The sequence below is a fragment of the Methylobacterium dankookense genome, from assembly GCF_902141855.1.
In the GTDB taxonomy this organism is placed as follows: domain Bacteria; phylum Pseudomonadota; class Alphaproteobacteria; order Rhizobiales; family Beijerinckiaceae; genus Methylobacterium; species Methylobacterium dankookense.
Window position 1 is genome coordinate 33,896 of sequence record NZ_CABFVH010000006.1, and the last position, 24,905, is coordinate 58,800.

The 24,905-nt window shown below is 71.1% G+C and carries 16 protein-coding genes; 13 read left to right on the top strand and 3 right to left on the bottom strand.

Annotation, left to right across the window (positions count from 1 at the left end; translation table 11 throughout):
* Window positions 1-197: 197 nt before the first annotated feature.
* The 3 genes from tagH to MTDSW087_RS07100 all read right to left on the bottom strand — a co-directional run bounded on the left by tagH (window position 198) and on the right by MTDSW087_RS07100 (window position 4,303).
* Complete coding sequence (gene tagH / locus MTDSW087_RS07090) at window positions 198-1,652, bottom strand: type VI secretion system-associated FHA domain protein TagH (protein WP_144762162.1); 1,455 nt, start codon at window positions 1,650-1,652, stop codon at window positions 198-200.
* Between the two features lie 244 nt (window positions 1,653-1,896).
* The gene (locus tag MTDSW087_RS07095; protein WP_144762165.1) at window positions 1,897-2,451 is read right to left on the bottom strand and encodes a DUF6931 family protein; all 555 of its coding nucleotides are present in this window, start codon (window positions 2,449-2,451) and stop codon (window positions 1,897-1,899) included.
* Between the two features lie 10 nt (window positions 2,452-2,461).
* Window positions 2,462-4,303: a type VI secretion system Vgr family protein gene (locus MTDSW087_RS07100; RefSeq protein WP_144762168.1), complete on the bottom strand. Its 1,842-nt coding sequence runs from the start codon at window positions 4,301-4,303 to the stop codon at window positions 2,462-2,464.
* 101 nt (window positions 4,304-4,404) lie between these two features.
* Between MTDSW087_RS07100 and MTDSW087_RS07105 the strand changes: the two genes are divergently transcribed.
* The 13 genes from MTDSW087_RS07105 (at window position 4,405) to MTDSW087_RS07165 (ending at window position 24,846) form a co-directional block, all read left to right on the top strand.
* Complete coding sequence (locus MTDSW087_RS07105; protein WP_144762170.1) at window positions 4,405-4,947, top strand: OmpA family protein; 543 nt, start codon at window positions 4,405-4,407, stop codon at window positions 4,945-4,947.
* Window positions 4,948-4,960: 13 nt separating this feature from the next.
* Window positions 4,961-6,346, top strand: a complete 1,386-nt coding sequence (locus MTDSW087_RS07110) for a type VI secretion system protein TssA (protein ID WP_144762173.1) — start codon at window positions 4,961-4,963, stop codon at window positions 6,344-6,346.
* Window positions 6,347-6,709: 363 nt separating this feature from the next.
* Complete coding sequence (gene tssB, locus MTDSW087_RS07115) at window positions 6,710-7,246, top strand: type VI secretion system contractile sheath small subunit (RefSeq protein WP_144762176.1); 537 nt, start codon at window positions 6,710-6,712, stop codon at window positions 7,244-7,246.
* 51 nt (window positions 7,247-7,297) lie between these two features.
* The gene (tssC, locus tag MTDSW087_RS07120; protein WP_144762179.1) at window positions 7,298-8,809 is read left to right on the top strand and encodes a type VI secretion system contractile sheath large subunit; all 1,512 of its coding nucleotides are present in this window, start codon (window positions 7,298-7,300) and stop codon (window positions 8,807-8,809) included.
* Between the two features lie 371 nt (window positions 8,810-9,180).
* Window positions 9,181-9,663, top strand: coding sequence for an Hcp family type VI secretion system effector (locus MTDSW087_RS07125; protein ID WP_144762182.1), 483 nt, complete (start codon window positions 9,181-9,183; stop codon window positions 9,661-9,663).
* A gap of 170 nt (window positions 9,664-9,833) precedes the next feature.
* Entirely contained in the window at window positions 9,834-10,382 is a 549-nt protein-coding gene (locus MTDSW087_RS07130) for a type VI secretion system baseplate subunit TssE (protein ID WP_144762185.1), read from the top strand.
* A gap of 34 nt (window positions 10,383-10,416) precedes the next feature.
* Window positions 10,417-12,366 (top strand): type VI secretion system baseplate subunit TssF, encoded by a 1,950-nt coding sequence (tssF, locus tag MTDSW087_RS07135; protein WP_144762188.1) that lies wholly within the window; start codon window positions 10,417-10,419, stop codon window positions 12,364-12,366.
* Entirely contained in the window at window positions 12,363-13,388 is a 1,026-nt protein-coding gene (tssG, locus tag MTDSW087_RS07140) for a type VI secretion system baseplate subunit TssG (RefSeq protein WP_144762191.1), read from the top strand. Before tssF ends, tssG begins: the two co-directional genes overlap by 4 nt.
* Window positions 13,385-16,144: a type VI secretion system ATPase TssH gene (gene tssH, locus MTDSW087_RS07145; RefSeq protein ID WP_144762194.1), complete on the top strand. Its 2,760-nt coding sequence runs from the start codon at window positions 13,385-13,387 to the stop codon at window positions 16,142-16,144. Before tssG ends, tssH begins: the two co-directional genes overlap by 4 nt.
* An 88-nt stretch (window positions 16,145-16,232) precedes the next feature.
* Complete coding sequence (locus MTDSW087_RS07150; protein ID WP_238179067.1) at window positions 16,233-16,538, top strand: hypothetical protein; 306 nt, start codon at window positions 16,233-16,235, stop codon at window positions 16,536-16,538.
* A gap of 635 nt (window positions 16,539-17,173) precedes the next feature.
* The gene (locus MTDSW087_RS07155; protein WP_186383763.1) at window positions 17,174-18,949 is read left to right on the top strand and encodes a ShlB/FhaC/HecB family hemolysin secretion/activation protein; all 1,776 of its coding nucleotides are present in this window, start codon (window positions 17,174-17,176) and stop codon (window positions 18,947-18,949) included.
* 52 nt (window positions 18,950-19,001) lie between these two features.
* A complete protein-coding gene (locus MTDSW087_RS07160; protein ID WP_144762199.1) occupies window positions 19,002-22,859 on the top strand; it encodes a beta strand repeat-containing protein in 3,858 nt (1,285 codons plus the stop codon).
* Window positions 22,843-24,846 (top strand): caspase family protein, encoded by a 2,004-nt coding sequence (locus MTDSW087_RS07165; protein ID WP_186383764.1) that lies wholly within the window; start codon window positions 22,843-22,845, stop codon window positions 24,844-24,846. The genes MTDSW087_RS07160 and MTDSW087_RS07165 overlap by 17 nt, the downstream gene beginning before the upstream one ends.
* Window positions 24,847-24,905: the final 59 nt, after the last annotated feature.

The following is a 24,905-nucleotide window of genomic DNA, read 5'->3' on the forward strand; positions in this document are numbered from 1 at the left end:
CGATCGACTGTCATGCCGTGCGGCGAAGACACTATCCCGGCTAACCGTGAGGCCGCCCGGGCGCGGACGGCCTCACGCCTCCTCCGCCGGGACGGAGACCGGCCCGGCGCGAGAGCGCGCGTCGAAGCGACGGGTTAGAGCCGTTGTCTTGACGCGCTCTCAAGCCGAACCGGTGTCCGCTTCGGCTTGCGAGCGCCCTATCGGCTCTTGTCGTAGCAATCCGAGAAGAACATCATGAAGACGTCGACCATGCCGTCGTCGTGCGGCGAGGCGAGGGCGTCCCAGCGCGCCGTGTAGATGTCCCACAGCCGGGCCTTGCGCGAGCCGAGGAGGCCGCCGAGGCCGCGGTCCTTCTCGTCGGATCCCTCGATCCCCTCCGGGCTGAGATCCTCCATCAGGAGGCGCAGGGCGTTCTGCATGGCGGCGTAGGTCTTGACCTGATGCGTCTTCAGGTCACGGAAGCTCGAGTCCATCGCCCGCCGCGCCTCCAGGAAGCCGCTCGACGGGCGCCCCAGCATGATGCGCAGGGCATCGTCCACGGTGGGCGAGAACTTCAGGGGGTTGTTGTCGAGGGCCTGGATCGTGGTCTGGCTCGACGCCTTGGCGACGCGCTTCGATTCGGTGCGGGCGGCGAGGAGCTGCTTCACGTTGTCCGCGCTGAGGCGCAGCAGCGCGCCCGCCTCCTCGGCGAGGTCCCCGGGATCCTGCCAGCCGAGGATCTCGGGCGGGATCCCGAGGCCCGCCGCGAAGCGCCGGACGAACGCGTCGCCGTCGAGGCCCCCCCGCGCCGGCCCGTCCGCACCCCGCTCCGCCCGCTCCGGCGCCTTCTCCGGAGCGCTCTCCGGCGCGCGCGCCGTGGGGCGCGCATCGGGCACGTTCCAGGGGCTGTCCGGCAGCGCGGCGGCCGGAGGCTCGGCCGGCTGCGGCTCGGCGAAGGGAGGCGACACAGGGATTGGCGGCGATGCAGGGAAGGGGGGCGGCGCGAAAGGCGGGGGCGCGGCGACGGGGGGCGCGGAGAAGGGCGGATCGAAGGCGTAGGGCGCCTCGGCGGGCCGGCGCGGCGTCGGCATGGCCGGCGGCGGGGGTGCGGGCGGCGGCGGGCTCGCGCGACTCCAGTCCATCTCCGGCGACGGCTCGGGGCGGGGCGGGGCGGACGGGCCGGGGATTCCCGGCAGGTCCACCGCCCAGTCGATGAAGTCCGGCCGGACCGGGCGCAAGGCCGAGGCCGGCCTCAGGCTGTGGCTCGGAACCGGCGGCGCCGCGCCCGGCAGGTCCCAGTAGTCCCGCGGATCGGCCGGCCCCGCCGGGGGCGGCTCCTCCGCCGGGGCCGCCGCGCCCTCGATCCGGACCAGGATGACGTACTGGCCGATCTGGATCCGGTCGCCGTCCTTGAGCCGGCAGGCCTCCTGCAAGCGCTGCGGGTTGCGGTTCAGGAAGGTGCCGTTGCGGGAGACGTCCTGCAGCCAGTAGCCCCCGTCGCGGTGGCGGATCTCGGCATGCTTGCCCGAGATCACCCGGTCGGGATCGGGCAGCGTCCAGTCGAGATACTGGTCGCGGCCGATATCGATGCCGCGCCGCCCCGACAGGCTGATGCTCAGCGGGCCCGCATCGGGCAGGACGGAGAAGTTCTCGATCGTCAGAGTGAGCGTCATCGTCCGTCTCTCTGGCAGAACCCCGGCAAAACCTGACAGAACCCCTGCAGGCCCCGGCCGCGCGCCCGGATGCGGCGCCCCTGCGTCCCGGTCAAGGCCGCGCGCCGGCGCGCCGCGTATGCGGGATCCGGCGGCCGCCGTGGCCGGGGAGCACCGGGAGCGAGTCTAGGGTCCCCACCGGGATCCTCGTCAAGCCCTTGGCTCGGCGGTGGAAATACGGGCCGGGGCGCGGCGTTCCGGGCCGTCACCCCTCCGTGCGGCGCATCAGCGGCACGCCGAGATCGATGCAGGCCTGGAGCCGGCTCGAGCGGTCGCGGGCGCTGACTGTGGCGAGCGCCACGAGGATCGCGGTGCGCACCGCCTTCGGGGTCATCTCCGGCGTGGCCTGGACCACGGCCTGGGCGCTCGGCCCGACATTGCCCCCGGACCAGCCCGCCGCGAGCGCCACCCAGGGCGTGGCGAGGCGGTGGTTGCCGGTCATGCCGAGGCGCAGGGCCTCGCGGCGGCGCAGGTCGTCCGGGTCGCGGACCCAGGATTCGGCGGCCTGCAACGGCGCGTCCTCCTGGCCGGCGGCGATCCGGCAGAGGAGGCGCACGCTCTGGGCCGCCCACCACACCCCCTCGCGCCGCCCGAGGGCGTAGGCGAGGAAGCTGACCGCATCCTCCGGCGTCTCGCTCTGGCGCAGCCGCTGCAGGAAGGTCAGCGGCGGCTCGTCGGTGGGCTCCGCGTTGATGTCGCGCTCCGTGCTCGGGAACGCGGCGTAGAGATCCCGGGCGGTGCTGAAGCGGGTTCCCGTCACGGGCGGCCCCTCAGTTGAGGGTGATGAGGGGCGCCTTCTCCTCGATCAGCGCCGTCCCCTGCAGCGTGATCTTGCCGGCCTCGATGGTGATCGAGGCCGGATCCATGGTGATCTTGCTCGTGCCGCACTCGATCACGACCTTCGTCCCCGCCTTGATGTGGACCTCCTGGGCGACGACCGACTTCCAGTTGCCGCTCTCGACCTTGAAGCTGTCGTCGCCGTTCTTGATCACCGTCGAGCGCGAGGGCTTGCCGCTCGGCGTCTCGAAGGCGACGCCGATCTCGCGCGTCTCGGCATGGCGGACCACGGAATCGAGGTCCTTCTCGGCCCGGAGGTTGATCTTCTCCGAGGACTTCTTGTCGTCGAAGGTGAGCTGGTTGTAGCCGCCGTGGCCCTTGGTCGAATCCGACTTCATGCCGGAGACGGTCTTCTCGTCGGGCAGCTTGAAGGGATAGGGATAGTCCTTGTTGTAGACCGTCCCCACCACCAGCGGCTGGTCGGGGTCGCCTTCGAGGAACTGCACCACGACCTCCTGCCCGACCCGCGGGATGACCTGGAAGCCCCAGGACTTGCCGGACCACATCTGCGCCACGCGCACGGGCCGCGAGATCTTGTCCTTGTCGCGGTTCCAGTGGAACTGCACGAAGATGCGCCCCTCCTCGTCGACGTCGATCTCCTCGCTCTCCTTGCCCTTGCGGGTGGTCACGATGGCGGTCTGCGGGCCGTGCACCTGCGGCCGCGGGGTGACGAGGGGCGCGCGGAAGGGCCGGTCGACGGGCTGCAGCTCGTAGACGCCCCGGTAGACGTCGCCCGCGCCCGCGCCGGGGCCGCTGCGGTAGGTCTCCGGGCTGATGACGTGGCGCGCCGAGACGACGAGGTACTGGCCGTTATCGGCCGGGTGCTTCTGGACCGTCACGAGGCTGCCCGGATAGAGGCTCGCGGCATCTCCGATGGCGTTGCGGCGGTGGTCGAGCGCCTGGTCGGCCTCGAGCCGCACCTTCGCGCGCTTCTTGCCGAGGCCCTGCTCGGTGTAGCGGCCCGGGAAATCGTAGGCCTCGAAGCTCGCCTTCTCGTAGCGCTCGGAGCCGCGGGCATCGGCCTTCAGGTTGGCCGCGGGCTTCATGTAGTCGAAGTCGTTGGTGGCGAAGGTCCCGGTGCGGAAGTTCCGGGCGGCGTGCCAGGCCGAGAGATGCTCGCGCTCGCGCCGGTCCTGGCCGGCGACCGGGATGAACGGGATGGTGCCGCCGCCCGCCTTGACCGGACGGTGGCAGGAGCGCGAATCGGCGAGCATGAGCTTGTGCTTGCCCGCGCTGTGCTCGTAGAACGTGTAGATCCCCCATTCCTCGAGCAGGCGGCTGACGAAGTTCAGATCGCTCTCGCGATACTGCACGCAATACTCGATCTTGTCGTAGTCGCCGCGATTGGCCTTGATCTCGAAATCGCTGAAGCCGGCCTTCTTGAACACGTCCTCGACGATGTCGAGCACGGACTTGTCCTTGAAGATGCGGCAATCGGCGCGCCGCCCGAGCAGCCATAGCCAGGGGCGCAGGGTGAGCCGGTAGGCGTTGGCGTCCTGCTGCACCCCGGTCCACTGCGCGTCCACGACGATGCCGCTGTAGAAGCGGTCGATCCCGTCATAGGACCGGAACCGGACATGGGCGTTCTTGCCGAGAAGACTGTCGAAATTGAAGTTCTGATCGTCGCAGAGCGTATCGATTCTGTACTCGAACAGTGAGCTCAGGCCTTCCTCGGCCTCGAAATGGACAAGGACGAACTTGTCGCGTCCTGCCGATGTGACGAGTTCGGCCACACGGCCTTGCTGCGAGGAGCCGGAGTAATCGCCGTAATCCACAATCTGATCCGCGCTAGCTTTCCGACCGTGTTCGCGCTAGATGATTTCTCGCGCGATCCGAGGATCGTCAACCTGCCATTTCCGTTGTCAAGACATATCCCATGAGAGACTCGGTCCGGCACCTCGCCTTCCTCGCGCCTCTCGTCCTCGCGGCGACCGCGGCCCATGCCGATCCCGCCTACAAGGCGTCGGACATCGTCGCGCATTTCGCGCCCCCGAATCAGCCCGGCCTCGGCGGCACCCGGGCGCTCTGCATCGGCACCGAGAGCGAGTGCGGCAAGCAGGTCCAGGACCGCTCGAAGCCCGTCGACGGCTTCGACCTGCGGGTGAACTTCGACTACAACTCGGCCAACCTCACCCCCTCCGCCCGCCTGAACCTCGACGAGTTCGCCCGCGCCCTCAACGACCCGGCCCTGTCCAGCGCCCAGTTCGTGGTCGAGGGGCATACGGACGGGATGGGCAGCGACGCCTTCAACCTCGACCTCTCGATGCGGCGGGCGCGCTCGGTGGTGGATTTCCTGAAGACGCACGGCGTCGCGGACGCGCGGCTCGAGGCGAAGGGCTACGGCAAGCAGAAGCCCCTGGTCCATGATCCGCTCTCCAGCCAGAACCGGCGGGTCGAGACGCGCCTGAAGACCGAATAGGCATCCCCGCACCGTGGCGCTCGATCTCGACGCGGCTCGACTGGTCGAGCCCCTCGGCGCGGACCTGCCCTGCGGCGAGGACCTCGACGAGGCGGCGGACCTCGATTTCCTCAACAGCCTCGCGCATGTCGAGGCCCAGCTCCCGTCCTCGTTCTTCAGCCGGGACGACGAGGGCAACCAGCAGGTCTTCGACCGCTCCACGATCGATTTCGGGCGTGAATCGAAGCGGCTCCTCGGCCTGCTCGACCGCACGCGCGACCTGCGGGTCCTGACCCTGCTGGCGCGGCTGGCGATGCTCGACCGCGACCTGCGCGGGTTCGGGCAGGTGCTCGCGGCCGTCGCGGGGCTCCTGGAGACCCAGTGGGAGGCGGTGCATCCGCGCGGCGAGGGCGAGAGCTACGACCTGCGCACGGCGGTGCTCCATGGGCTCGACGACGTGCCGACCATCGTCCTGCCGCTCCAGCACGTGACCCTGATCCAGAGCCGGCGGCACGGGCCGGTCAGCTTCCGCACGGTGATGGTGGCCGACGGCGAGGTGCCGCCGCGCAACGGCGAGCCCGGGCCGGACCGCGGCGCGGTCGAGCGCGTCCTGGCGGAGGCCGACCCGGACGCCCTGAAGCCGATCCAGGCGGCGCTGGCGACGATCGCCGACGCCGCCGACCGGGTCGGCGCGGTCACCCTCGCCCGGGGCGGCTACGGCAACGCCGTCATCCTCGAGCGCCTGAGCGGCCTCGTCGGGCGGATCCGGGCCTTCCTCGGCGCGGCGGCGCCCGCGCCGGAGGCCGCGGCACCGACGCCGGAGGGCTCCGAGGCGGCGCCCGCGGCATCCGCCCCCGTGGCGGCGGCGGCGCCCGCCCGGCCGGTCGGCGCGATCGCGACCACCGCCGAGGCGGCGGCGGCGCTGGCGGCGGCCGCCGCCTATCTGCGCGCGCACGAGCCGTCGAGCCCGGCCGAGGTCCTGGTGCGGCAGGCCCGGATGCTCGTCGGCAAGTCCTTCCTCGACGTGATGCGGATCCTGATGCCGAACCAGGTCTCGGACGCCGCCATCGTCATCGGCGCGAGCCGCGGGCTGCGCCTGACCTTCGACCAGCTCGCCGCCGTGCCGGACGAGCAGGAGGGCCGGGACGGCAGAGACGCGGAGGATTCCTGGGACGCGCCCGCCGAGGCGGTCGACGGCGGCGAGGCGGAACCCGCCGAGGCCGAGTCCGCCCCCCCGCCGGCATTCAAGGCGGCGACGCGGGCGGAAGCCATGGCGCTGCTGCGCGAGGTCGGAACCCATTTCCGGCGGGCGGAGCCGGCGAGCCCGATCCCGCTCCTCCTCGAGAAGGCGGCAAGCTTCGCCGACCGGGATTTCCTTGCCATCCTCAAGGACGTGCTCTCCGACAGCGAGAGCACATGACCGCGAAGTATCCGGCAGGTTTCACGTAGAGCCCGGACCGACGCAATCTCATTTCATCTCGCGACAATTCGGCATCCGGGCTATGATGCCGAGGGCTTTGCAAGCGCTGTTCCGGATCTTGGCCGGACGCATTGCCGGTCCGGCAAGTCACGCCGCAACCTGTGCGAAAATCCCTTTCCTTCGAAGCGGTTTCGTCTACTGGAAAACAGAGGGGGCCGACCGAAATTGCCTCTTGCATGCACTGAGAAAATTTGTTGGGTTGCTGTCGGCGGCGCAGGGCATTCGCTGTGTAGAGAGTCTGCGCATTTGGTTGGCTAAGGCAACCTGTCTGCCTCCAACGGATTCTACGGGAGGGCCGCTCAAATGGCCGATTCGAGCCACAAGTTCATCAAGCGCAACAGGCCGCCGCGCGTCCACATCACCTACGAGGATCCCTACGACGCCGAGCGCAAGGTCGAGCTGCCCTTCGTGATGGGCGTGCTCTCGGACCTCTCGGGCAACGCCTCGACGGTGGAGAAGCCGGACGTCGCCGACCGCAAGTTCCTCGAATTCGACATGGACAATTTCGAGCAGCGCATGGCCGCGATCGATCCGGGCACGCGCTTCAACGTCAAGGACCGCCTCTCGGGCGACGACGCCAACAAGATGTCGGTCGAGCTGCACTTCAAGAAGATGGACGATTTCGGCCCCGCCGCGGTCGCCCGCCAGGTTCCCGCCCTCGCCAGCCTGCTCGAGGCGCGCGAGCAGCTCTCGAACCTGCTCCGCTACATGGACGGCAAGGTCGCCGCGAGCGACCAGATCAAGGCGCTCCTGAAGGACCCGGCGCTGATGGAGGCGCTGAAGGCGCGTCTCGCCGCGCCCTCCGGCGCCTCCGACAAGTCCGAGACGCCCGAATCGTAAGATTCGGGCTTCGCCCCGCTCCGTTCCATTCCCGACCCGAGAGGCGCATCGATGGCCGCCGAAAGTACTGAGCTCGCGCAAGGCGCGGCGCCCGCCGGTCAGCAGACGGCGGAGGCGAGCGAGTTCGCGGACCTGCTGAAGCAGAGCTTCAAGCCCCGCACCGAGCGGGCGGCGACGGAGGTGGAGAACGCCGTCGGCACCCTGATCCGCGAGGCCCTGTCGGACACCTCGCTGATCAAGGACGACGTCCTCGACACGATCGAGGAGATGATCGCCCGCATCGACGAGAAGCTGACCGCGCAGGTCAACGAGATCATCCACGCGCCCGAGTTCCAGAAGATCGAGAGCGCGTGGCGGGGGCTGAACTACCTCGTCTTCAACTCGGAGACGGACACCACCCTGAAGATCAAGGTCATGAACGTCTCCAAGCAGGAGCTGTTCAAGAACCTGCGCCTCTTCCCCGGCGCCCGCTGGGACCAGAGCCCGCTGTTCAAGAAGGTCTACGAGGCCGAGTTCGGCCAGCTCGGCGGCGAGCCCTATGGCTGCCTGATCTCGGACTACTATTTCAGCCACCTGCCGCAGGACGTGCAGCTGCTGCGCGAGCTCGGCAAGGTCGCCAGCGCCGCCCACGCGCCGTTCTTCGCCGCGGCGGAGCCGACGCTGCTCGGCATGGACGCCTTCACCGAGCTCGCCAATCCCCGCGACCTCGGCAAGATCTTCGACACGCCCGACTACGCCCAGTGGAAGAGCCTGCGCGACCTTCCCGATTCCCGCTATGTCGGCCTGTGCATGCCGCGCGTGCTCGCCCGTGTCCCCTACGGCGCCAAGACCGAGCCGGTCGAGGAATTCGCCTTCGAGGAGGATACCGACGGCCATGCCGGCGAGAAGTACGCCTGGATGAACGCCGCCTACGCCATGGCGGTGAACATCAACCGGGCCTACAAGGATTGCGGCTGGACCGTGCGGATCCGCGGCGTGCAGTCGGGCGGCGAGGTGATCAACCTGCCCTGCCACACCTTCCCGACCGACGACGGCGGCATCGACCTGAAATGCCCGACCGAGATCGCGATCAGCGACCGGCGCGAGGCGGAACTGGCCAAGTCGGGCCTGATCCCACTGATCCACCGCAAGAACACCGACAAGGCCGCCTTCATCGGGGCCCAGTCGCTGTACAAGCCGAAGCAGTATTACGGCGAGAAGGGCGTCGAGGCGACGGCGTCCGACAACCTGTCTTCGCGCCTGCCCTACATGTTCGCCGTGTCGCGCTTCGCGCACTACCTGAAATGCATGGTTCGCGACAAGATCGGCGCCACCAAGGAGAAGGATCAGCTCACGCGCTGGCTCCAGGAGTGGATCAACGAGTACGTCGACGGCGATCCGACCAATTCGAGCGAGCAGACCAAGGCCCGCAAGCCCCTCTCCGCCGCCCGGGTCGACATCTTCGCCGACGAGGAGAACCCCGGATACTACTCCGCGAAGTTCTACCTGCGGCCGCACTACCAGCTCGAGGGCATGGATATCGGCATGAGCCTCGTCTCGCGGCTGCCGGCTCCGAAGCAGTAGCGGCGTGCAGGGATCCGGTACGCGCCCCGCCACGGGGCCGTGCCGGCGGGAAGGGTCGCTCCGGGTCGGAAACCGCGCCCGGAGCGCGGTCACGAACGGGGTCTCGCGTCGCCGATCGAATAGAAGAACGGGCCGGGAGGGGGCCGCGCAGCGGCATCGAACGTCGAAACCGGTCCAGAGCGTGATGTTTCACACCGCGTCTTGTCGGAAAATGCTCTTGAATTCCGGATAGGGATTTTCCTCAAGTCTTCGACTTGCTCTCGAAAGTCCCGATCGGGTCGGCGGCCGGATGCGTCAGCGCCCCAAGCCGCTGCAATCAGCTGTTGTGTCGATACGAAGATAAAGATCACAACTCGATAAAGGATGCAGCCATGGCCGTTGATATCTTCCTCAAACTTGACGGGATCAAGGGCGAGTCGCAGGACCACAAATACAAGGACGAGATCGACGTCCTCGCCTGGTCGTGGGGCGCCGCGCAGTCGGGCACCACGCATGGCGGCTCCGGCTCCGGTGCCGGCAAGGTGAGCGTTCAGGACCTGAGCATCACCAAGTACATCGACAAGTCGAGCGCGACGCTGTTCCAGCACTGCTGCAACGGCAAGCACATCAAGAAGGGCAAGCTCATCATCCGCAAGGCCGGCGAGAAGCCGCTCGAGTACCTCACCGTGGACCTCGAGGACATCATCGTCACCCACGTCTCCCTCGGCGGCTCGGGCGGCGAGGACCGGCTCACGGAGAACGTGACGCTGAACTTCGGCACCTTCCACGTGAAGTACGCCGTCCAGAACGCCGACGGCAGCAAGGGCGCCGAGACCGAGCACAAGTGGCACATCGCCAAGAACATCGCCGGCTGAGCGTCTCCGGCGCCGCCGGCGCGGTCCCGTCTCCCGGGACGCGCCGGCGGCGGCCTCCTTCCCGACATCCACGGGGCGCCGGCCGCCGGAAGGCGGGGACGGCGCCCTCCCCATGCAGGACCATCCCTTCCCGCCGCCGCGCGGGACACGGCGCGTTCAGGAGCGAGGACATGGCCGCCAGGGCCGATGCGGGACGCGTCCGCAATCCGCTGATCGAGATCTTCCGGGCGGCCAACCGGGACCGGGACGCCCGGCAGCACCTCGACATCCGCGACGAGGAGGGCGGCCGCATCGTCGCCGGGCGCCGGACGAGCCCGCGCATCGCCGTCGGCGCGGCCGACCTGCAGCGCAGCGTCGCGCGCGACCTCGAGCGGCTGATGAACGCGGTCCATCTCGCCGCCGACCTCGACCTCGAAGCCTTCCCCGAGATCCGCCGCTCGATCCTGAACCACGGCTTCGTCAACATCTCCCGGATGACGATCGACGAGGGCGGCGTCGACGGCATCGCCACCGAGATCGCGGCGGCCCTGCGCACCTTCGAGCCGCGCCTCGCGCCGGGATCGATCACCGCGCGCCGCGATGCCACGGTCGACCCGGCCGAGCTGAAGCTGCGCTTCCTCGTGCGGGCCGAGATCCGGGCCGACCCGCTCAACGTCCCCGTGGAGTTCGTCGCCGACCTCGAGCGCGATACCGGCCGCATCCGGGTCGCGCAGCGATGAGCGGGCGGCAGACGCCCCGATCGAGGCGCGCCCGGTGAACCGCGAGTTCCTCGACCTCTACAACCGGGAGCTCGGCTTCCTGCGCGAGCACGCGCGCGAGTTCGCCGAGGAATATCCCGGCATCGCGGAGCGGCTCGGCGGCCTCCTCGACGGCCAGGGCGACCCGCTGATCACCGGGCTCCTCGAGGGCGCCGCCTTCCTGGCCGCCCGGGTCCAGCTCAAGATCAAGCACGAATTCCCGGAATTCACCCAGAACCTCCTCGAGCAGCTCGTCCCGAACTACCTCGCGCCGACGCCCTCCATGCTGCTGGCGAAGGTGAAGCCCGCCTTCGGCGACCCGGCGCTCCGCGACGGCCCCCGGATCCCGCGCGGCGCCCATCTCGACGCGACCTATCGCGAGCGCGAGCGCCAGATCGCCTGCCGCTTCCGGACGACGGACGAGTTGCGGATCTGGCCCTTCGACATCGCCGCGGCCGAGTACTTCACCCATCCCGGCCCCCTCCAGGCGCTCGGCATCGGCGGCAGCGACGTCGTCGCGGGCCTGCGGCTGACGCTCGTGCACCGCACCGGCCCCGTGGAGGACGAGGCGGCGGGCAAGGCGGCGGCGGATCCGCAGACCTGGTTCGCGGGCTGCGCCCTGGATTGCCTGCCGGTGCACCTCGTCGGGCCGGAGGCCGAGGCGGTGGCGATCTACGAGCAGATCTTCGCCGACTGCACGGGGATCTACCTGCGCTACCTCGATTCCTTCGGCGACCCGGTGCTGGTGTCCCTGCCCACCGACACCCTGGAGCCGGTCGGGTTCGGCCCGGGCGAGACCCTGATCCCGAAGGACAACCGGCTGTTCGACGGCTTCGACCTGCTGCGCGAGTATTTCGCCTTCCCGCGCAAGTTCCTCGGCTTCCGCCTGAGCCGGCTGCACCGGGCGCTCCAGGCGGTGCGCACGCGCAGCCTCGACATCGTGTTCTGCTTCGACGAGGCGAGCCCGCGGCTGGGCTCCGCCGTGCGGCCGGAGGCCTTCGCCCTCTACGCCGTGCCGGCGGTCAACCTGTTCGAGATGAGCCTCGACCGGGTCGCGGTGCGCGCGAACCAGCACGAGTACCATCTCGTGGCCGACCGCAGCCGCACCCTCGATTTCGAGCCGCACCGGATCCTGCAGGTCTACGCCCACCAGCCCGGCCGCCCGGGCAAGATCCCCGTCCAGCCCCTCTACGCGCCGCCGGACGCCTCCGGGACCGCCGGCCTGTTCTACACCGTGCGGCGCATGCCCCGACGGCGCACCAGCAAGGAGCGGCATCTCGGCACCGCCTCCGACTACACGGGCACCGACCTGTTCCTCTCCCTGCTCGAGCCCGCGGGGATCGACGACGAGAGCGCGGTCGCCGAGCTCAGCGTGCGCGCCCTCTGCTCGAACCGGCACCTGCCCGACCTGCTGCCGGTCGGCGAGGCGGGAGCGGATTTCCGCCTCGCCGACGACCAGGCCCTCGACGTGGTCTGCGTCGCCGGGCCGACCCGCCCGCGCGAGCCCGTCGTGGCCCAGCTCCACGGCCGCTCCGAGACCCTGTACACGGGCGCCGTCTCCTGGCGGCTGATCAGCCTGCTCAGCCTCAACCGCCTCGGCCTCGTCGAATCGGGGGCCGGCCGGGGGGCGGCCGCCCTGCGCGAGGCGCTGATGCTCTTCGCCGACCTCTCGGACAGCACCGTGGAGCGGCGCATCCGCGGCCTGCGCAGCGTCGACAGCCGGCCCGTGGTGCGGCGCCTGCGCCAGCGCATCGGCACCGGCACGGCCCGCGGCACCGAGGTGACCGTGACCCTCGACGACAAGGCCTTCGAGGGCACGGGACCCTACCTCCTCGGCGCCATCCTCGACCGCTTCTTCGCCGAGTACGCCTCGCTCAACCACTTCACCCAGACCGTGGTCCGCACGGTGGAGCGGGGCGAGATCCTGCGCGGGCCGCCGCGGGCGGGCGGGCGGAGGCTGCTGTGAGCTTCACCGACCGCCTCCTCGGGGAGCCCTGGGCCCACGACCTGCTCGCCACCCTGCGCCGGATCGAGCGCAGCTTCCCCGACCGCCCCCGGATCGGCGACAGCGCGAGCCGGCGCGAGGACGGCGTCACGCTGGGGCAGAACCCCTTCCTCGACTTCCCCGCCTCGACCATCGGCGCGGCGGACCGCGACGGGGCGGAGCGGCTGCGCCTGTTCGTGCGCTTCCTCGGGCTGCTCGGGCCGCAGGGCGCCCTGCCGCTCGCCACCACCGACGAGGCCTATGGCTGGCTCTTGGAGCGCGACGACGCGCTGCCGCGCTTCCTCGACGTGATCAACCACCGCTTCCTGCAGCTCTTCTACCGCGCCTGGGCGGATGCCCGGCCGATCGCCCAGCACGAGCACCCGGCGGCCGACCGGTTCGAGAGCTATGTCGGCGCCGCGATCGGGCTCGGCTCGCCGGTCTTCCGCAACCTCGACACGGTGCCGGATGCCGGCAAGATCGCCTTCGCGGGCCTGCTCGCCCCGGCCGCCCGCTCGGGCTCGCGCCTGCGCAACGCGCTGGCGGGGCTCCTCGGCGTCACGGTGGAGCTCGAGGAATTCGTCGGCACCTTCCTCGAATTCGAGCCGGACGACCGTTCCCGCCTCGGCCGCGCCAATGCCCGCCTCGGGCAGGACCTGCTGATCGGCAAGAGCGTGTTCTCCGTGGAGGACCGCATCCGCCTGCGCATCTACGCGGCGGACCTCCCCGCCTACGAGCGGCTGCTGCCGGGCGGCGAGCGCTGCCGGATGCTCGCCGACATCGTGTTCTTCTACCTCGGCGACGAGCTCGACTGGGACGTGGAGCTGGCCCTGCCGGTCGCCTCCGTCGAGCCGCTGCGCCTCGGGACCTTCGGGCGCCTCGGCTACACGAGCTGGGTCGCCAGCGGGGCCGACGCGTCCGGCGGCAGCCACCGGCGCGACGCCCGCTTCCATCCAGCCGAGCGCGTCGGCCGTGCTGACCAGCGCGCAGGGAGTGCATCGTGAGCGACATCAGCCTCGAGACCGTCACGGGCAAGCTCAACCGGGTCGGCTACGACGCCTTCATCCAGGCCCTGCGCCAGGCGCGCTCGGCCGGCCACCGCCATGTCGAGCTCGCCCACTGGCTGGGCTGCCTGCACGGGCAGGACGCCTCCGACCTCGCGCTCACCGCCGACGCCTACAAGCTCGACCGCGGGCGCCTCGCCGCCGACCTCGCCAAGGCGGTCGACGCCCTGCGGCGCAACGAGACCGAGATGCCCGCGGTCTCGAACCACATCGTCGACCTGCTCGACCGCGGCTGGCACTACGCCACGCTGCTGTTCGGGGAGACCCAGATCCGCTCCGGCCACCTGCTCATCGGCGCCCTCAAGTCGAACGAGCTGCGCCGCGCGCTCCTCGGCCTGTCGCCCGAGTTCGGCCGGATCCCGGTCGACACCCTGATGAGCGAGCACCGCTCGGTCTGGGCGCGCTCCGACGAGGAGAACCTCCGGCCGATGGACGGGGCGGGGCCGGTGGCGGCGGGCACGCCGGCCGCCGCGGCGCAGAAGGGCCAGACCGCCCTCGACCGCTTCTCCCAGGACCTCACCGCCAAGGCGCAGGCCGGCGAGATGGACCCGGTGCGCGGGCGCGACGAGGAGATCCGCCAGCTCATCGACGTGCTGATGCGCCGCCGCCAGAACAACCCGATCCTCACCGGCGAGGCCGGCGTCGGCAAGACGGCGGTGGTCGAGGGCTTCGCCCAGGCCATCGCCGCGGGCGCGGTGCCGCCCTCCCTGCGGGAGGTGCGGCTGCACGCCCTCGATATCGGCCTGATGCAGGCCGGGGCCTCGATGAAGGGCGAGTTCGAGCAGCGCCTGCGCTCGGTCATCGACCAGGTCCAGTCTTCCCCGAAGCCCATCATCCTGTTCATCGACGAGGCGCACACCCTGATCGGCGCGGGCGGCCAGGCCGGGACGGGGGACGCCGCCAACCTGCTGAAACCGGCGCTGGCGCGGGGCACCCTCAAGACCATCGCGGCCACCACCTGGGCCGAGTACCGCCAGTATTTCGAGAAGGACCCGGCGCTGACCCGCCGGTTCCAGGCGATCCAGGTCGGCGAGCCCGGCATCCTCCAGGCCGCCGACATGCTGCGCGGCCTGCTCGCGCCGATGGAGACGCACCACGGCGTGCGCATCTCGGACGCGGCCGTGGTCGCGGCGGTCAACCTCTCGCACCGCTACATCCCGGCCCGCCAGCTCCCCGACAAGGCGGTGAGCCTGCTCGACACCGCGAGCGCCCGGGTCGCGATCAGCCAGACCGCCGTGCCCGCCGCGATCGCCGATACCCGCGCGGCGATCCGCGCCAAGGAGAGCGAGCGCGCGGCGCTGTCGGCCGACCGCGACCTCGGCCTCGACGATCCGGAGCGGCTCGCGGGGCTCGACGGCGAGATCGCCGATCTCGGGGACAAGCTCGCCCGGCTGGAGACGGCCTGGGCCGAGGAGACCGGCCTCGTCACGGAGATCCGCGCCCTGCGCGCCGCGCTGGCGGGTCAGGCGGACGGGCCCGCGGCGCCGGCGGCGGCGCCCGAGGCCGCCGGGCCGGTCGGCGCGGACCTGGAGGGCGGGGCGGCGGCGCCGCCGCAGGTGCCCGAGGGCGCCGAGGAGCGCCGCACGGCGCTGCGTGCCAAGGCCGCCACCTTGGAGGCGATCGAGCCCGAGGCGCGGATGATCTACGACCATGTCGACGAGCAGGCCGTGGCCTCCGTCGTCTCCGACTGGACCGGGATCCCCGTCGGCCGGATGGTGCGCGACGAGATCGAGACGGTGCTGCGCCTGCCCGAGATCCTGAACCGGCGCGTGGTCGGCCAGTCGCACGGGCTCGCGATGATCGCCAAGCGCATCGAGACCAACCGGGCCAAGCTCGACAACCCGAACAAGCCGATCGGCGTGTTCATGCTCTGCGGCCCCTCCGGCGTCGGCAAGACCGAGACGGCGCTGGCGCTGGCCGAGGCCCTCTACGGGGGCGAGCAGAACATGATCACCATCAACATGAGCGAGTTCCAGGAGGCGCACACCGTCTCGACCCTCAAGGGCGCGCCGCCCGGCTATGTCGGCTACGGCGAGGGCGGGCGCCTGACCGAGGCGGTCCGGCGCCGGCCCTACAGCGTGATCCTGCTCGACGAGGTGGAGAAGGCGCACGCGGACGTGCACGAGATCTTCTTCCAGGTCTTCGACAAGGGCGTGATGGAGGACGGCACCGGCCGGCGGATCGACTTCAAGAACACCCTGATCATCCTGACCTCCAACGTCGGCACCGACACGATCGTGCAGCTCGCGCAGGACCCCTCCTACGCGAGCGACCCGGAGGCGCTCGCCGTCGCCCTGCGCCCGCAGCTCCTGAAGGTCTTCCCCCCCGCCCTCTTGGGGCGCATCGTCACGATCCCCTACTTCCCGCTCTCGCCCGACATGCTCGGCGGCATCGTCCGCCTCCAGCTCGACCGCATCGGCCGCCGCATCCGCGAGAACCACGACGCGGCCTTCGCCTACGACGAGGCCGTGGTCGCGCACATCGTCTCGCTCTGCAACGACCCGGATTCGGGCGGCCGGATGATCGACAACATCATCACGAACACGCTGCTGCCCGAGCTGTCGCGGGAATTGCTGAACCGCGCGCTGGAGGGCCAGCCGGTCGCCTCGATCGACGTGACGATCGCGGACGGGTCCTTCGCCTATGCGGTGAACGGCGAGGGGCCCCAGGGCGAGGCGCCCGCCCCCGACGCGTGACGGCGATCCCCGGTCCGGCCGGCCGTCGCGGTCCGGGCCGGGGACCCGTCCGACTGGTCCCGACGGATGTCCAACGTGGAGACGCGCCGTGCCCAACCGTTTCGAACAGGTCGACGAGGCCCCCGCCGACGCCATGGCGCTGACGCTGGCGCGGGACGGCGACAAGCAGTCCGGCACGGTGACCTGCCCGGCCTCCGCCACCGGCGGGAGCCTGCCGAAGGGCTTCCGCAGCGCCGAGATGCCCCTCAAGGAAGCCTTCCGGGCGGCGATCAAGTTCGCCAACGACTTCAAGGTGCCGATGGTGGTGATCGATCCCGACGGCCTGTGGCAGGCCGAATGGGGCACCCTCTACCGGGAGGACGACACCGAGGCCGAGGCGCCCCCGGCGCCGTGAGCGTCGCTCGGACCAGCTCCGGCTGATCCCTTCGGCCGGCCCACACACGCCCCCCTCTCCCCGACCGATCTCGGGCTTGCCCGCGATCGGCAACGGGGAACCGAAGTCGGGCAAGCCCGAGATCGAGCGGGGAGAGGGGATCCGCAAACCTTGCCCCGCGACGACAGGCGGCCGCTCGCGATTCGATCCGCCGCATCTCCGGCCGATACGCGACCGGCCAGCCTTGGCGAGTCCGCCTACCCCAAATGAGCGATGACGCGACGGCCGAGTTCAGCAAGCGGCCGGCCAGGCGACGTGTAGCCGGCCTCGGGGTTGTGGCGAATTGGGCACAGCGCCCGGATTAGCTCAGTACCGAGCCGGTTCGGTCCGGAATCGCGGCCGAAATACGATACTTTGACGCCACGCTTCATCTACACTTCGGCCCGCATGGCCCAAGACGAGCGGCGTCTCATCTATTCTCCAGGTCGGCTTGGCATATGCAGGATTGCGTCGGAGGACGACTGCACAATTGCACGTCGTTCTGGGGTCAAGAAACTTGGTTAACGGTTCCGAAACCAGATCTCCCCCAATGCCCGCTCGATTTGAACACGGAATGCCCGATGTCACGTCCCGCAAGAACGAGCCCGGCGCCCAGGATGCGTGAGTCTCGGCTCTCCCCCCGCCACGGGCTTGCGAAGGGAGCGGCCCTGGCGCGCTCCACCCTGTTCGGGCTGGTGATCGGCGGCGTCGGCGCCGGCGGGGCGCTCGCCCAGACCGCCAGCCAGATCACGCCGCCGAGCTTCCGCCCCGGCCAGCAGAATGCGGGCGGCGGCCTCGTCTTCTCCGGTCAGCCCGGTCTCGGGACCCCCGCCGGCGCCGAGCGCCTGAACGTGCGCCTGTCGGGCGTCACGATCGAGAACGCGCCGCCGGCCTTCGCCGCCGAGGTCGAGGCGCTGCAGAGCCGCCTCACCGGGCGCCAGATCCCGGCCGCCGAGATCTTCGCCGCCGCCCGCGAGCTCGAGGCGGCCATCATCCGCTCCGGCGCGGTGCTCACCCGCGTCGTGCTGCCGGCCCAGACCCTGCGCAACGGCGGGCGCCTGCGCCTCGTGGTCGTCAACGGCTTCATCGATCGCGTCGAGTTCCGGAACGTGGCGGACCCGGTCCGCGACCGCGTCGCCCTCCTGCTCGAGCCGCTGGTCGGCCGGCGCGACCTCCAGATCGGCGAGATCGAGCGCCGCCTGCTGCTCGCCGGCGACACGCCCGGCACCGCCCTGCGCTCGACGCTGGCGCCGAGCTCGGCGCAAGGCGCGACGAACCTGATCATCGAGGCGGTCTACAAGCCGGTCACCGGCTTCTTCGGCGGCGACAACACCGTCGGCCCGCAGCTCGGCGGCTTCACCCTCGGCGGCGGCTTCGACGTCAACACCGCCTTCGGCTACGGCGAGACGCTCTACTTCCGCAGCTTCGGCAATCCGAGCGGCAACGACGCCAACGGCGTCGGCGGCTCGTTCAGCGACTTCCCGCGCCTGCGCACCTTCGCGGGCGGCTTCATCCTGCCGCTCGGCACCGACGGCCTGACCTTCAACTTCGAGGCGACGAAGAGCCAGACCGCGCCGCGGCTCGCCAACTTCCAGACGGCGAGCGACTACGAGCGCCTGTCCTTCCGCCTGCGCTACCCCTGGCTGCGCAGCCGCACGGCCAACTTCTATTCCGAGGCCGCCTTCGACGCGACGCGCGAGGAGCTCGGCCTGCTCGTGGCGCCGACCTTCGCCCCGCTCAGCCTCGACCGGCTGCGCATCCTGCGCCTGAGCGGCCTCGGCGACCTGCGCTTCGAGAATGGCGGCCTGCTCGCCGGCAGCGCCACGCTGTCGCTCGGCCTCGACGGGCTGGGCGCGCGCAGCGCCGCCGACGCGACGCCGATCCTGCCGCTCTCGCGCCTCGGTGCCGATGCCGAGTTCCAGAAGTTCGACGCCGTCGTCAGCTACACCCAGCCGCTGTTCGATCCGCTGGTGCTCGGCCTCTACGCCCGCGGCCAGACCTCGTTCGGCCAGGCGCTGCCGCGCAGCGAGCAGATCGGCTTCGCCTCGTTCCAGGAACTCTCCACCTTCGACGCGGGCAGTCTCGGCGGCGACAGCGGCTGGGTGGTGCGCGGCGAGCTCTCGGCGCCCTTCGCGGTCAACCCGGAGGGCCTGCCGCTCTCGGTGGCGCCCTACGTGTTCGGCGCCACCGGCGCGCTCTACCTGGAGCGCCCCACCGCGGTCGAGCGGGCGACCCTGCACGTCTCCTCGGTCGGCCTCGGCGTGCGCCTGATCAGCCAGGCCGAGCCCACCGGCACGCTGACCTCCCTGACGCTCGAATTCGGCCGCCGCTTCCGCGACGACGCGCTGCCGGACGCCAACCGCTTCACGGTGCTCGGCTCGATCCGCTTCTGAGCCGGCCGCGCCGCCACACCGTCTTCCCGAGATCGCCCGCCGAGATCGCCCGATGAACCGCACCTGCAAACCGCTGATCAAGGCGCTTCTGGCCGGCACCGCCCTGACCCAGCCCGCCGCCCTCGTCGCCGGCGAGCTGCCGCACGGCGCCAGCACGGTCTATGGCGGCGTCGGCATCGCGACGCCCTCGGCCAACCAGATGACCATCCAGCAGACGACGCCGACCGCGATCGTCAACTGGCAGGGCTTCTCGGTGGGCGCCGGCGCCCGCGTCGACATCAGCCAGCCCTCCGCCTCCTCGGCCCTGCTCAACCGGGTCACCGGCTCGGCGACATCGACCATCGCCGGCCAGATCAACGCCAACGGGCAGGTCTACCTCGTCAACCCGAACGGCATCGCCATCACCCCGACCGGCACCGTGAATGCCGGCGGCTTCGTCGCCTCCTCCCTCGACATCGCGGACCAGGACTTCGTCGCGGGGCGGCGCATCTTCCGCGGCAGCGGCCAGTCGGCCGCCGTGTCGAACGCGGGCACCATCGCGATCCAGCAGGGCGGCTACGCGGCGCTGCTCGGCGGCCGGGTCGAGAACAGCGGCGTGATCAGCGTGCCGATGGGCCGGGTCGGCCTGGGCGCGGGCGAGCAGGCCACCCTCGACCTCTCGGGCGACGGCTTCCTGCAGGTGGCGATCCCCTCGAAGGGCGACGGCTCGGACGCCGCCCTGATCCGGCACAGCGGCCGGATCAGCGCCACGGGCGGGCGCGTCGAGATGCAGGCGGCCACCGCGCGCGAGGCCGCGCGCAACGCGATCAACCTGTCCGGCCTCGTCGAGGCGCGCAGCGTCAGCGGGCGCAACGGCGCGATCGTGCTCGGCGGCGGCGAGGGCGGCACGGTCACGGTCTCGGGCCGGCTGAACGCCTCGGCGCGCGGCGCGGCGCGGCAGGCCGCGGCCAAGCCCGCGCGCGGCGGCACCATCACGGTGACCGGCAGCGACGTCCGGCTGAACGGCGCGACACTCTCGGCGGACGGCACGGCCGGCGGCGGCACGATCCGCGTCGGCGGCGGCTTCCAGGGCCAGGGCCCGCTGCAACGGGCCGCCACCACCACGGTCGATGCGGGGACCACGATCAGCGCCAATGCCGGCCGGACCGGCAATGGCGGCGACATCGTGGTGTGGTCGGACAGGTTCACGGATTTCGCGGGCCGGATCAGCGCGACGGGCGGCACGCAGGGCGGCAATGGCGGCCAGGCCGAGGTCTCGGGCAAGGCGCAGCTCGCCTATACCGGCACGACGGTGCTCACCGCCGCCAACGGGGCCTTCGGCACCCTGCTGCTCGACCCCTACAACGTCACGATCTCCAGCGGGACCGACGCGAACCAGACGGGCTTCGCCGCCACCGGCAACGACTCGGTGATCAACGCGACGACGCTCCAGAACGCGCTCGCCACCGCCAACGTCACCGTGACGACGGGCGGAGCGGGCAGCCCCGGCACGCAGGCGGGCGACATCACGGTGGCCGCGCCCGTGACCTGGGGCACCGGGGCCGGCGGGGCCCGCACGACGCTGACGCTGAGCGCCTACCGCTCGATCGCGGTGAACGCGAACCTGACGGTGAGCGGCAGCGGCGACCTCGTCCTCAACACCAACCAGGGCGGCACGGGCGGCACGCTGACCTTCGGCCCCGGCGCGAGCGCCTCGTTCACCGGAACCGTTCCGCCGACCGCCCGCTCCCTGGTGATCGACACCCTGCCCTACACGATCCTGGGCAGCCAGACGGACCTGCTCGGCGCCCTCAGCACCCAGGCCGGGGCGGCCGGGCGCTACGCCCTGGCCACCAACGTCGATGTCACGGGCATCCCGTTCACGCGGCCGCTCAACACCTCCCAGCCGAGCAGCACCGCCCCGAACGGCGCCGACATCCCCTTCACCGGCACGTTCAACGGCCTCGGCCACACGATCAATGGGCTCTCCATTACCTCTCCGAACCAGTATGTGGGCCTGTTTGGGACGGTGAACGGGGGCACGATCGCGAACCTGAACCTCACGAACGTCAACATCCGCAGCACCTACGGCGGCACCGGCGCCAGCTACGTCGGCGGCCTGGTGGGTCTTGCCAACAACGCGACCCTCTTCGGGGTGAGCGTCAGCGGAGCGGTCGCCAACGCGACCGCCAACACCGCCTCCTTCACCGCGACCGGTGGCCTGGCCGGCACCAGCTCCGGCACGGTGACGCGCTCCGTCGCGAACGTGGCGGTCACGGGCGGGGGCAGCACCGGATCGAGCTCCACCGGCGGCCTGATCGGGGAGAACAACAGCACCGTCTCGCAATCCTTCGCGACCGGCGCCGTCAGCGCCAACGGCGCGGCGGGCTTCAACGATGTCGGCGGCCTGATCGGCACCAATGGCGGGGCCGTGACGCAATCCTACGCGACCGGTGCCGTGACCGGCGGCAACTCGTCGGCGACCGGAGAGGCCGGCACGGTCGGCGTCGGCAGCTTCACCGGCGGCCTGATCGGTTTCGGCGGCGGCGGCAACCTCGACCAGGTCTACGCCACCGGTCAGGTCCGCGGCGGGAATGGGCCGACGAGCAACAGCTATACGGGCGGCCTCGTCGGCTACGGCACCAGTCCCGTCGCCCGGGCCTACGCGACGGGGGCGGTGACGGGCGGCGCTTCGAGCAACGCCTTTACCGGCAGCCTGATCGGCTACCAGACCGGCACGGTCACCCAGTCCTACGGCGTGGGCGCCGTCACGGCCGGCACCGGCGCCTCGGTCGTCACGGGCGGCTTGTTCGGCTTCTCGAACGGCACGGGGGTCACGGCCTCGTTTTGGGATACGACCACGACGGGCCAGACGGCCGCCTCCGGCAACACGCCGACCCTCACCGGGGCGACCGGCCTCACCACGGCCCAGTTCCAGGACCCGGCCGCCTTCGTACAGACGGCCTCCGCCCAGGGCTGGAACTTCCAGACCACCTGGGCGCCGCCGAGCGCGGGCTTCTACCCCGAGCTCTACAGCACCGCGCGCGTCATCGCGGTGACCGCGGATCCGCAGACGCGCGCCTTCGGCGCGGCCAACCCGCCGCTGACCGGCACGGTCTTCGGCGGCCCCGGCACCAACGCCTTCGACACCTCCACGACGCAGCCGAGCGCCGCGAGCCTGCTCACCACCACGGCCACGCAGGCCAGCCCCGCCGGCGACTACCCGATCAGCCCGATCGCGGGGACCTTCGTCAGCATCGGCGGCGTGACCTACCGCGTCGCCGGGACCGGCAGCACGCTCACCGTCACGCCCGGGCAGGCGGTCCAGGACAGGCCGGCCGAGGCGAGCGCGATCGCCAACGCCACCGTCACCCCGAACACCACCACCTTCCTGCCGAACTTCACGACGCCGGCGCTGACCCTGCCCGACGCGGTCGCCACGCTGACCATCGGCGGCGGCGGCCCGACGATCGGACCGGCGCAGGGCAGCCAGGACGCCGGCGGCAGTTCCACGCGCGCGGGGGCTCAAAACACACTTGCCGCGGTCCAGCGCGCCGCGAACACTCTTGAAGGGAAGCTGGCCGCCTGCGATAGAAGCAACAACGCCGGTCTGCGCGGCACCACGACCTGCTACAGCAACGCGCTCGACGGCTTCGCCGACACGCTGGAGATCCAGGTCCAGCAGTTGCCGCCCGCCTTCCGCAGCCTCCCGGCGGTGATCCGCCAGGCGGCGCGCCAGGTCCGCGCGGCGACGACGGTGGCGGAGGCCCGGGCGGCGGTGCGGGTGGCCGTGGTGGCCGTTCGGAAAGCCATCTCGCTCCTGCGGGCGGATGAACCGGCGGTGGCGCGTCTCCAGGTCAGACAAGGCAATGCGATCGCCTCCGCCCTCCGCACGGTCGACAACCGCCTCTCGCGTGCGGTCGGCCTCTGATCCCGCCACGACGCGCCGTCCGGGCCTCGTCCGGACGGCGCGCGGCCTGATCGCCGCCGGGATCCTCGCCCTCGTCCATCTGCCCGCGGCGGGCGCCGCCGAGACGCGGGTGGCGCTGGTGATCGGCAATGCCGACTACAAGGCGTTCAAGCCGCTCAAGAACCCGACCAACGACGCGGCCGATATCGGCACCGCGCTGAAGGTGATGGGCTTCAAGGTGCTGAAGGGCAACGACCTGACGCGCGCCGAGATGCTCGACCTGATCAAGCGCTTCCAGGCCGAGGCGAAGAACGCGGACGCGGCGATCTTCTACTATGCCGGCCACGGCTTCCAGGTCGACCAGAAGAACTACCTCGTCCCGGTCGACGCCGCGATCACGAAGGCGGAGGAGGTGAGCGGGCAGACGGTCGACCTGCAGCAGCTCACCACCGGCCTGGAGAACGGCCGCAGCAGCCGCCTGATCTTCCTCGATGCCTGCCGCAACAACCCGCTGCGCGGCCATCCCGGCGAGGTCGGGGGCAAGGAGATCCATGACGGGCTCGCGCGCCTCGGCAGCGCGGCGGGCTTCCTGTTCGCCTATGCCACGCAGCCGGACAACGTCGCCTTCGACGGCGGCGGCCGCAACAGCCCCTTCGCCCAGGCCTTCCTCAGCCATCTGCCCGCGCGCGGGCAGGACATCAACACGATGATGATCGAGGTCCGCAAGGACGTCATCGCGGCCACGGGCGGCTACCAGATCCCCTGGGAGAACTCGTCGCTGACGACGCAGTTCTACTTCTCGCCCGGCCAGCCGGCGCCCGTCTCGCCCGAGACCCAGCTCTGGCAGCTCGCCGCGACGAGCCGCGACCAGAGCCTGTTGCGCGTCTATGTCGGCCGCTATCCCGAGGGGGCCCACGCGGCGGAGGCGCAGCGCATCCTGAAGGTCGCCTCGGCCGAGCCGGCGGCGACGAGCGCCAGCGTGGCGCGCAGCACCTCGGACGTCGACAACATCTCGGACGACCGGCTCTGGGACCTCGCGCAGCGCTCGCGGATCCGGGCCCTCGTCGAGTTCTACATCGACCGCCGGCCGGATGGGCGGCACGTCCCCGCGGCCCGCGAGCTGCTCCAGAGCCTGCCGAGCGCCGAGGAATCGGACCTGAAGCCCGAGGTCGTCTGCGACCGCAGCGCCACGCATCCGCGCGACGCCACGGCGAACATGCCGGGCGTGCCGCTCGCCGAGCTCGCCCGCAACGGCGACGCGGCGGTGGCATCCTGCCGGGCGGCCTGGAAGGCCAATCCCGAAATGCCGCACTACGCGGCCCTGCTCGCGCGCGCGCTCGCCGCGACGGGCCAGCGCGCCGAGGCGGTGGAGCTGTACCGGCTCGCGGCGGACCGGGGCGACCTGCGTGCGATGGTGAGCCTCGGCCTCATTCTGGAGACTGGCGACGGCGCGCCCCGCGACCCGAAGGCGGCCTACGACCTCTACGCGCGCGCGGCCGAGCGCGGCAGCCCGGACGGGGCCATCAACCTCGCGGTCGCCCTGATGGAGGGGACCGCGATCGCCCGGGATTCGAACCGCGCGATCACGCTCCTCAAGCGGGCCTCGACCGCGGGCTCGGCGATCGCGACCTACAATCTCGGCGTGCTGGCCGAGCGCGGCGTCTACAAGGGCAGCTCGGCGCTGCAATATTTCGTGCGGGCCACGGAACTCGGCGACCCGCGCGGCTTCCTCTCGGCCGCCATTCTCCTCGACGAGGGCCGGACCGTCTCCAAGAACCCGACCGATGCGGCCGAGATGCTCCTGCGCGGCGCCGCCTCGGATACCGGCGAGGTGATCGAGCAGGTGGTGCGGCGCGCCAGCACGTGGTCGCAGGACACCCTGCGGGCGCTTCAGGGCAAGCTGCAGCGGGCCGGCTATTACAGCGGCCCCCTCGACGGGCGCGGCGGCCCGAAGCTGCGCCAGCCCCTGGAGCAGTGGCGCCGGACCGGGGCCCTCTATCTCCAGTGAGCTGGCGGGCCCGCGATCCGCGCGGAGCCCGTCTGGTACGACATCGGGTTGATCCCTTC

What these genes read in the sequence shown, in the direction of transcription:
- MTDSW087_RS07125 (WP_144762182.1), top strand. Translation starts at nt 9,181, where the DNA reads ATGGCCGTTGATATCTTCCTCAAACTTGACGGGATCAAGGGCGAGTCG.
- MTDSW087_RS07105 (WP_144762170.1), top strand. Translation starts at nt 4,405, where the DNA reads ATGAGAGACTCGGTCCGGCACCTCGCCTTCCTCGCGCCTCTCGTCCTC.
- MTDSW087_RS07155 (WP_186383763.1), top strand. Translation starts at nt 17,174, where the DNA reads ATGCGTGAGTCTCGGCTCTCCCCCCGCCACGGGCTTGCGAAGGGAGCG.
- MTDSW087_RS07160 (WP_144762199.1), top strand. Translation starts at nt 19,002, where the DNA reads ATGAACCGCACCTGCAAACCGCTGATCAAGGCGCTTCTGGCCGGCACC.
- tssC (WP_144762179.1), top strand. Translation starts at nt 7,298, where the DNA reads ATGGCCGCCGAAAGTACTGAGCTCGCGCAAGGCGCGGCGCCCGCCGGT.
- MTDSW087_RS07130 (WP_144762185.1), top strand. Translation starts at nt 9,834, where the DNA reads ATGGCCGCCAGGGCCGATGCGGGACGCGTCCGCAATCCGCTGATCGAG.
- tagH (WP_144762162.1), bottom strand. Translation starts at nt 1,652, where the DNA reads ATGACGCTCACTCTGACGATCGAGAACTTCTCCGTCCTGCCCGATGCG.
- tssB (WP_144762176.1), top strand. Translation starts at nt 6,710, where the DNA reads ATGGCCGATTCGAGCCACAAGTTCATCAAGCGCAACAGGCCGCCGCGC.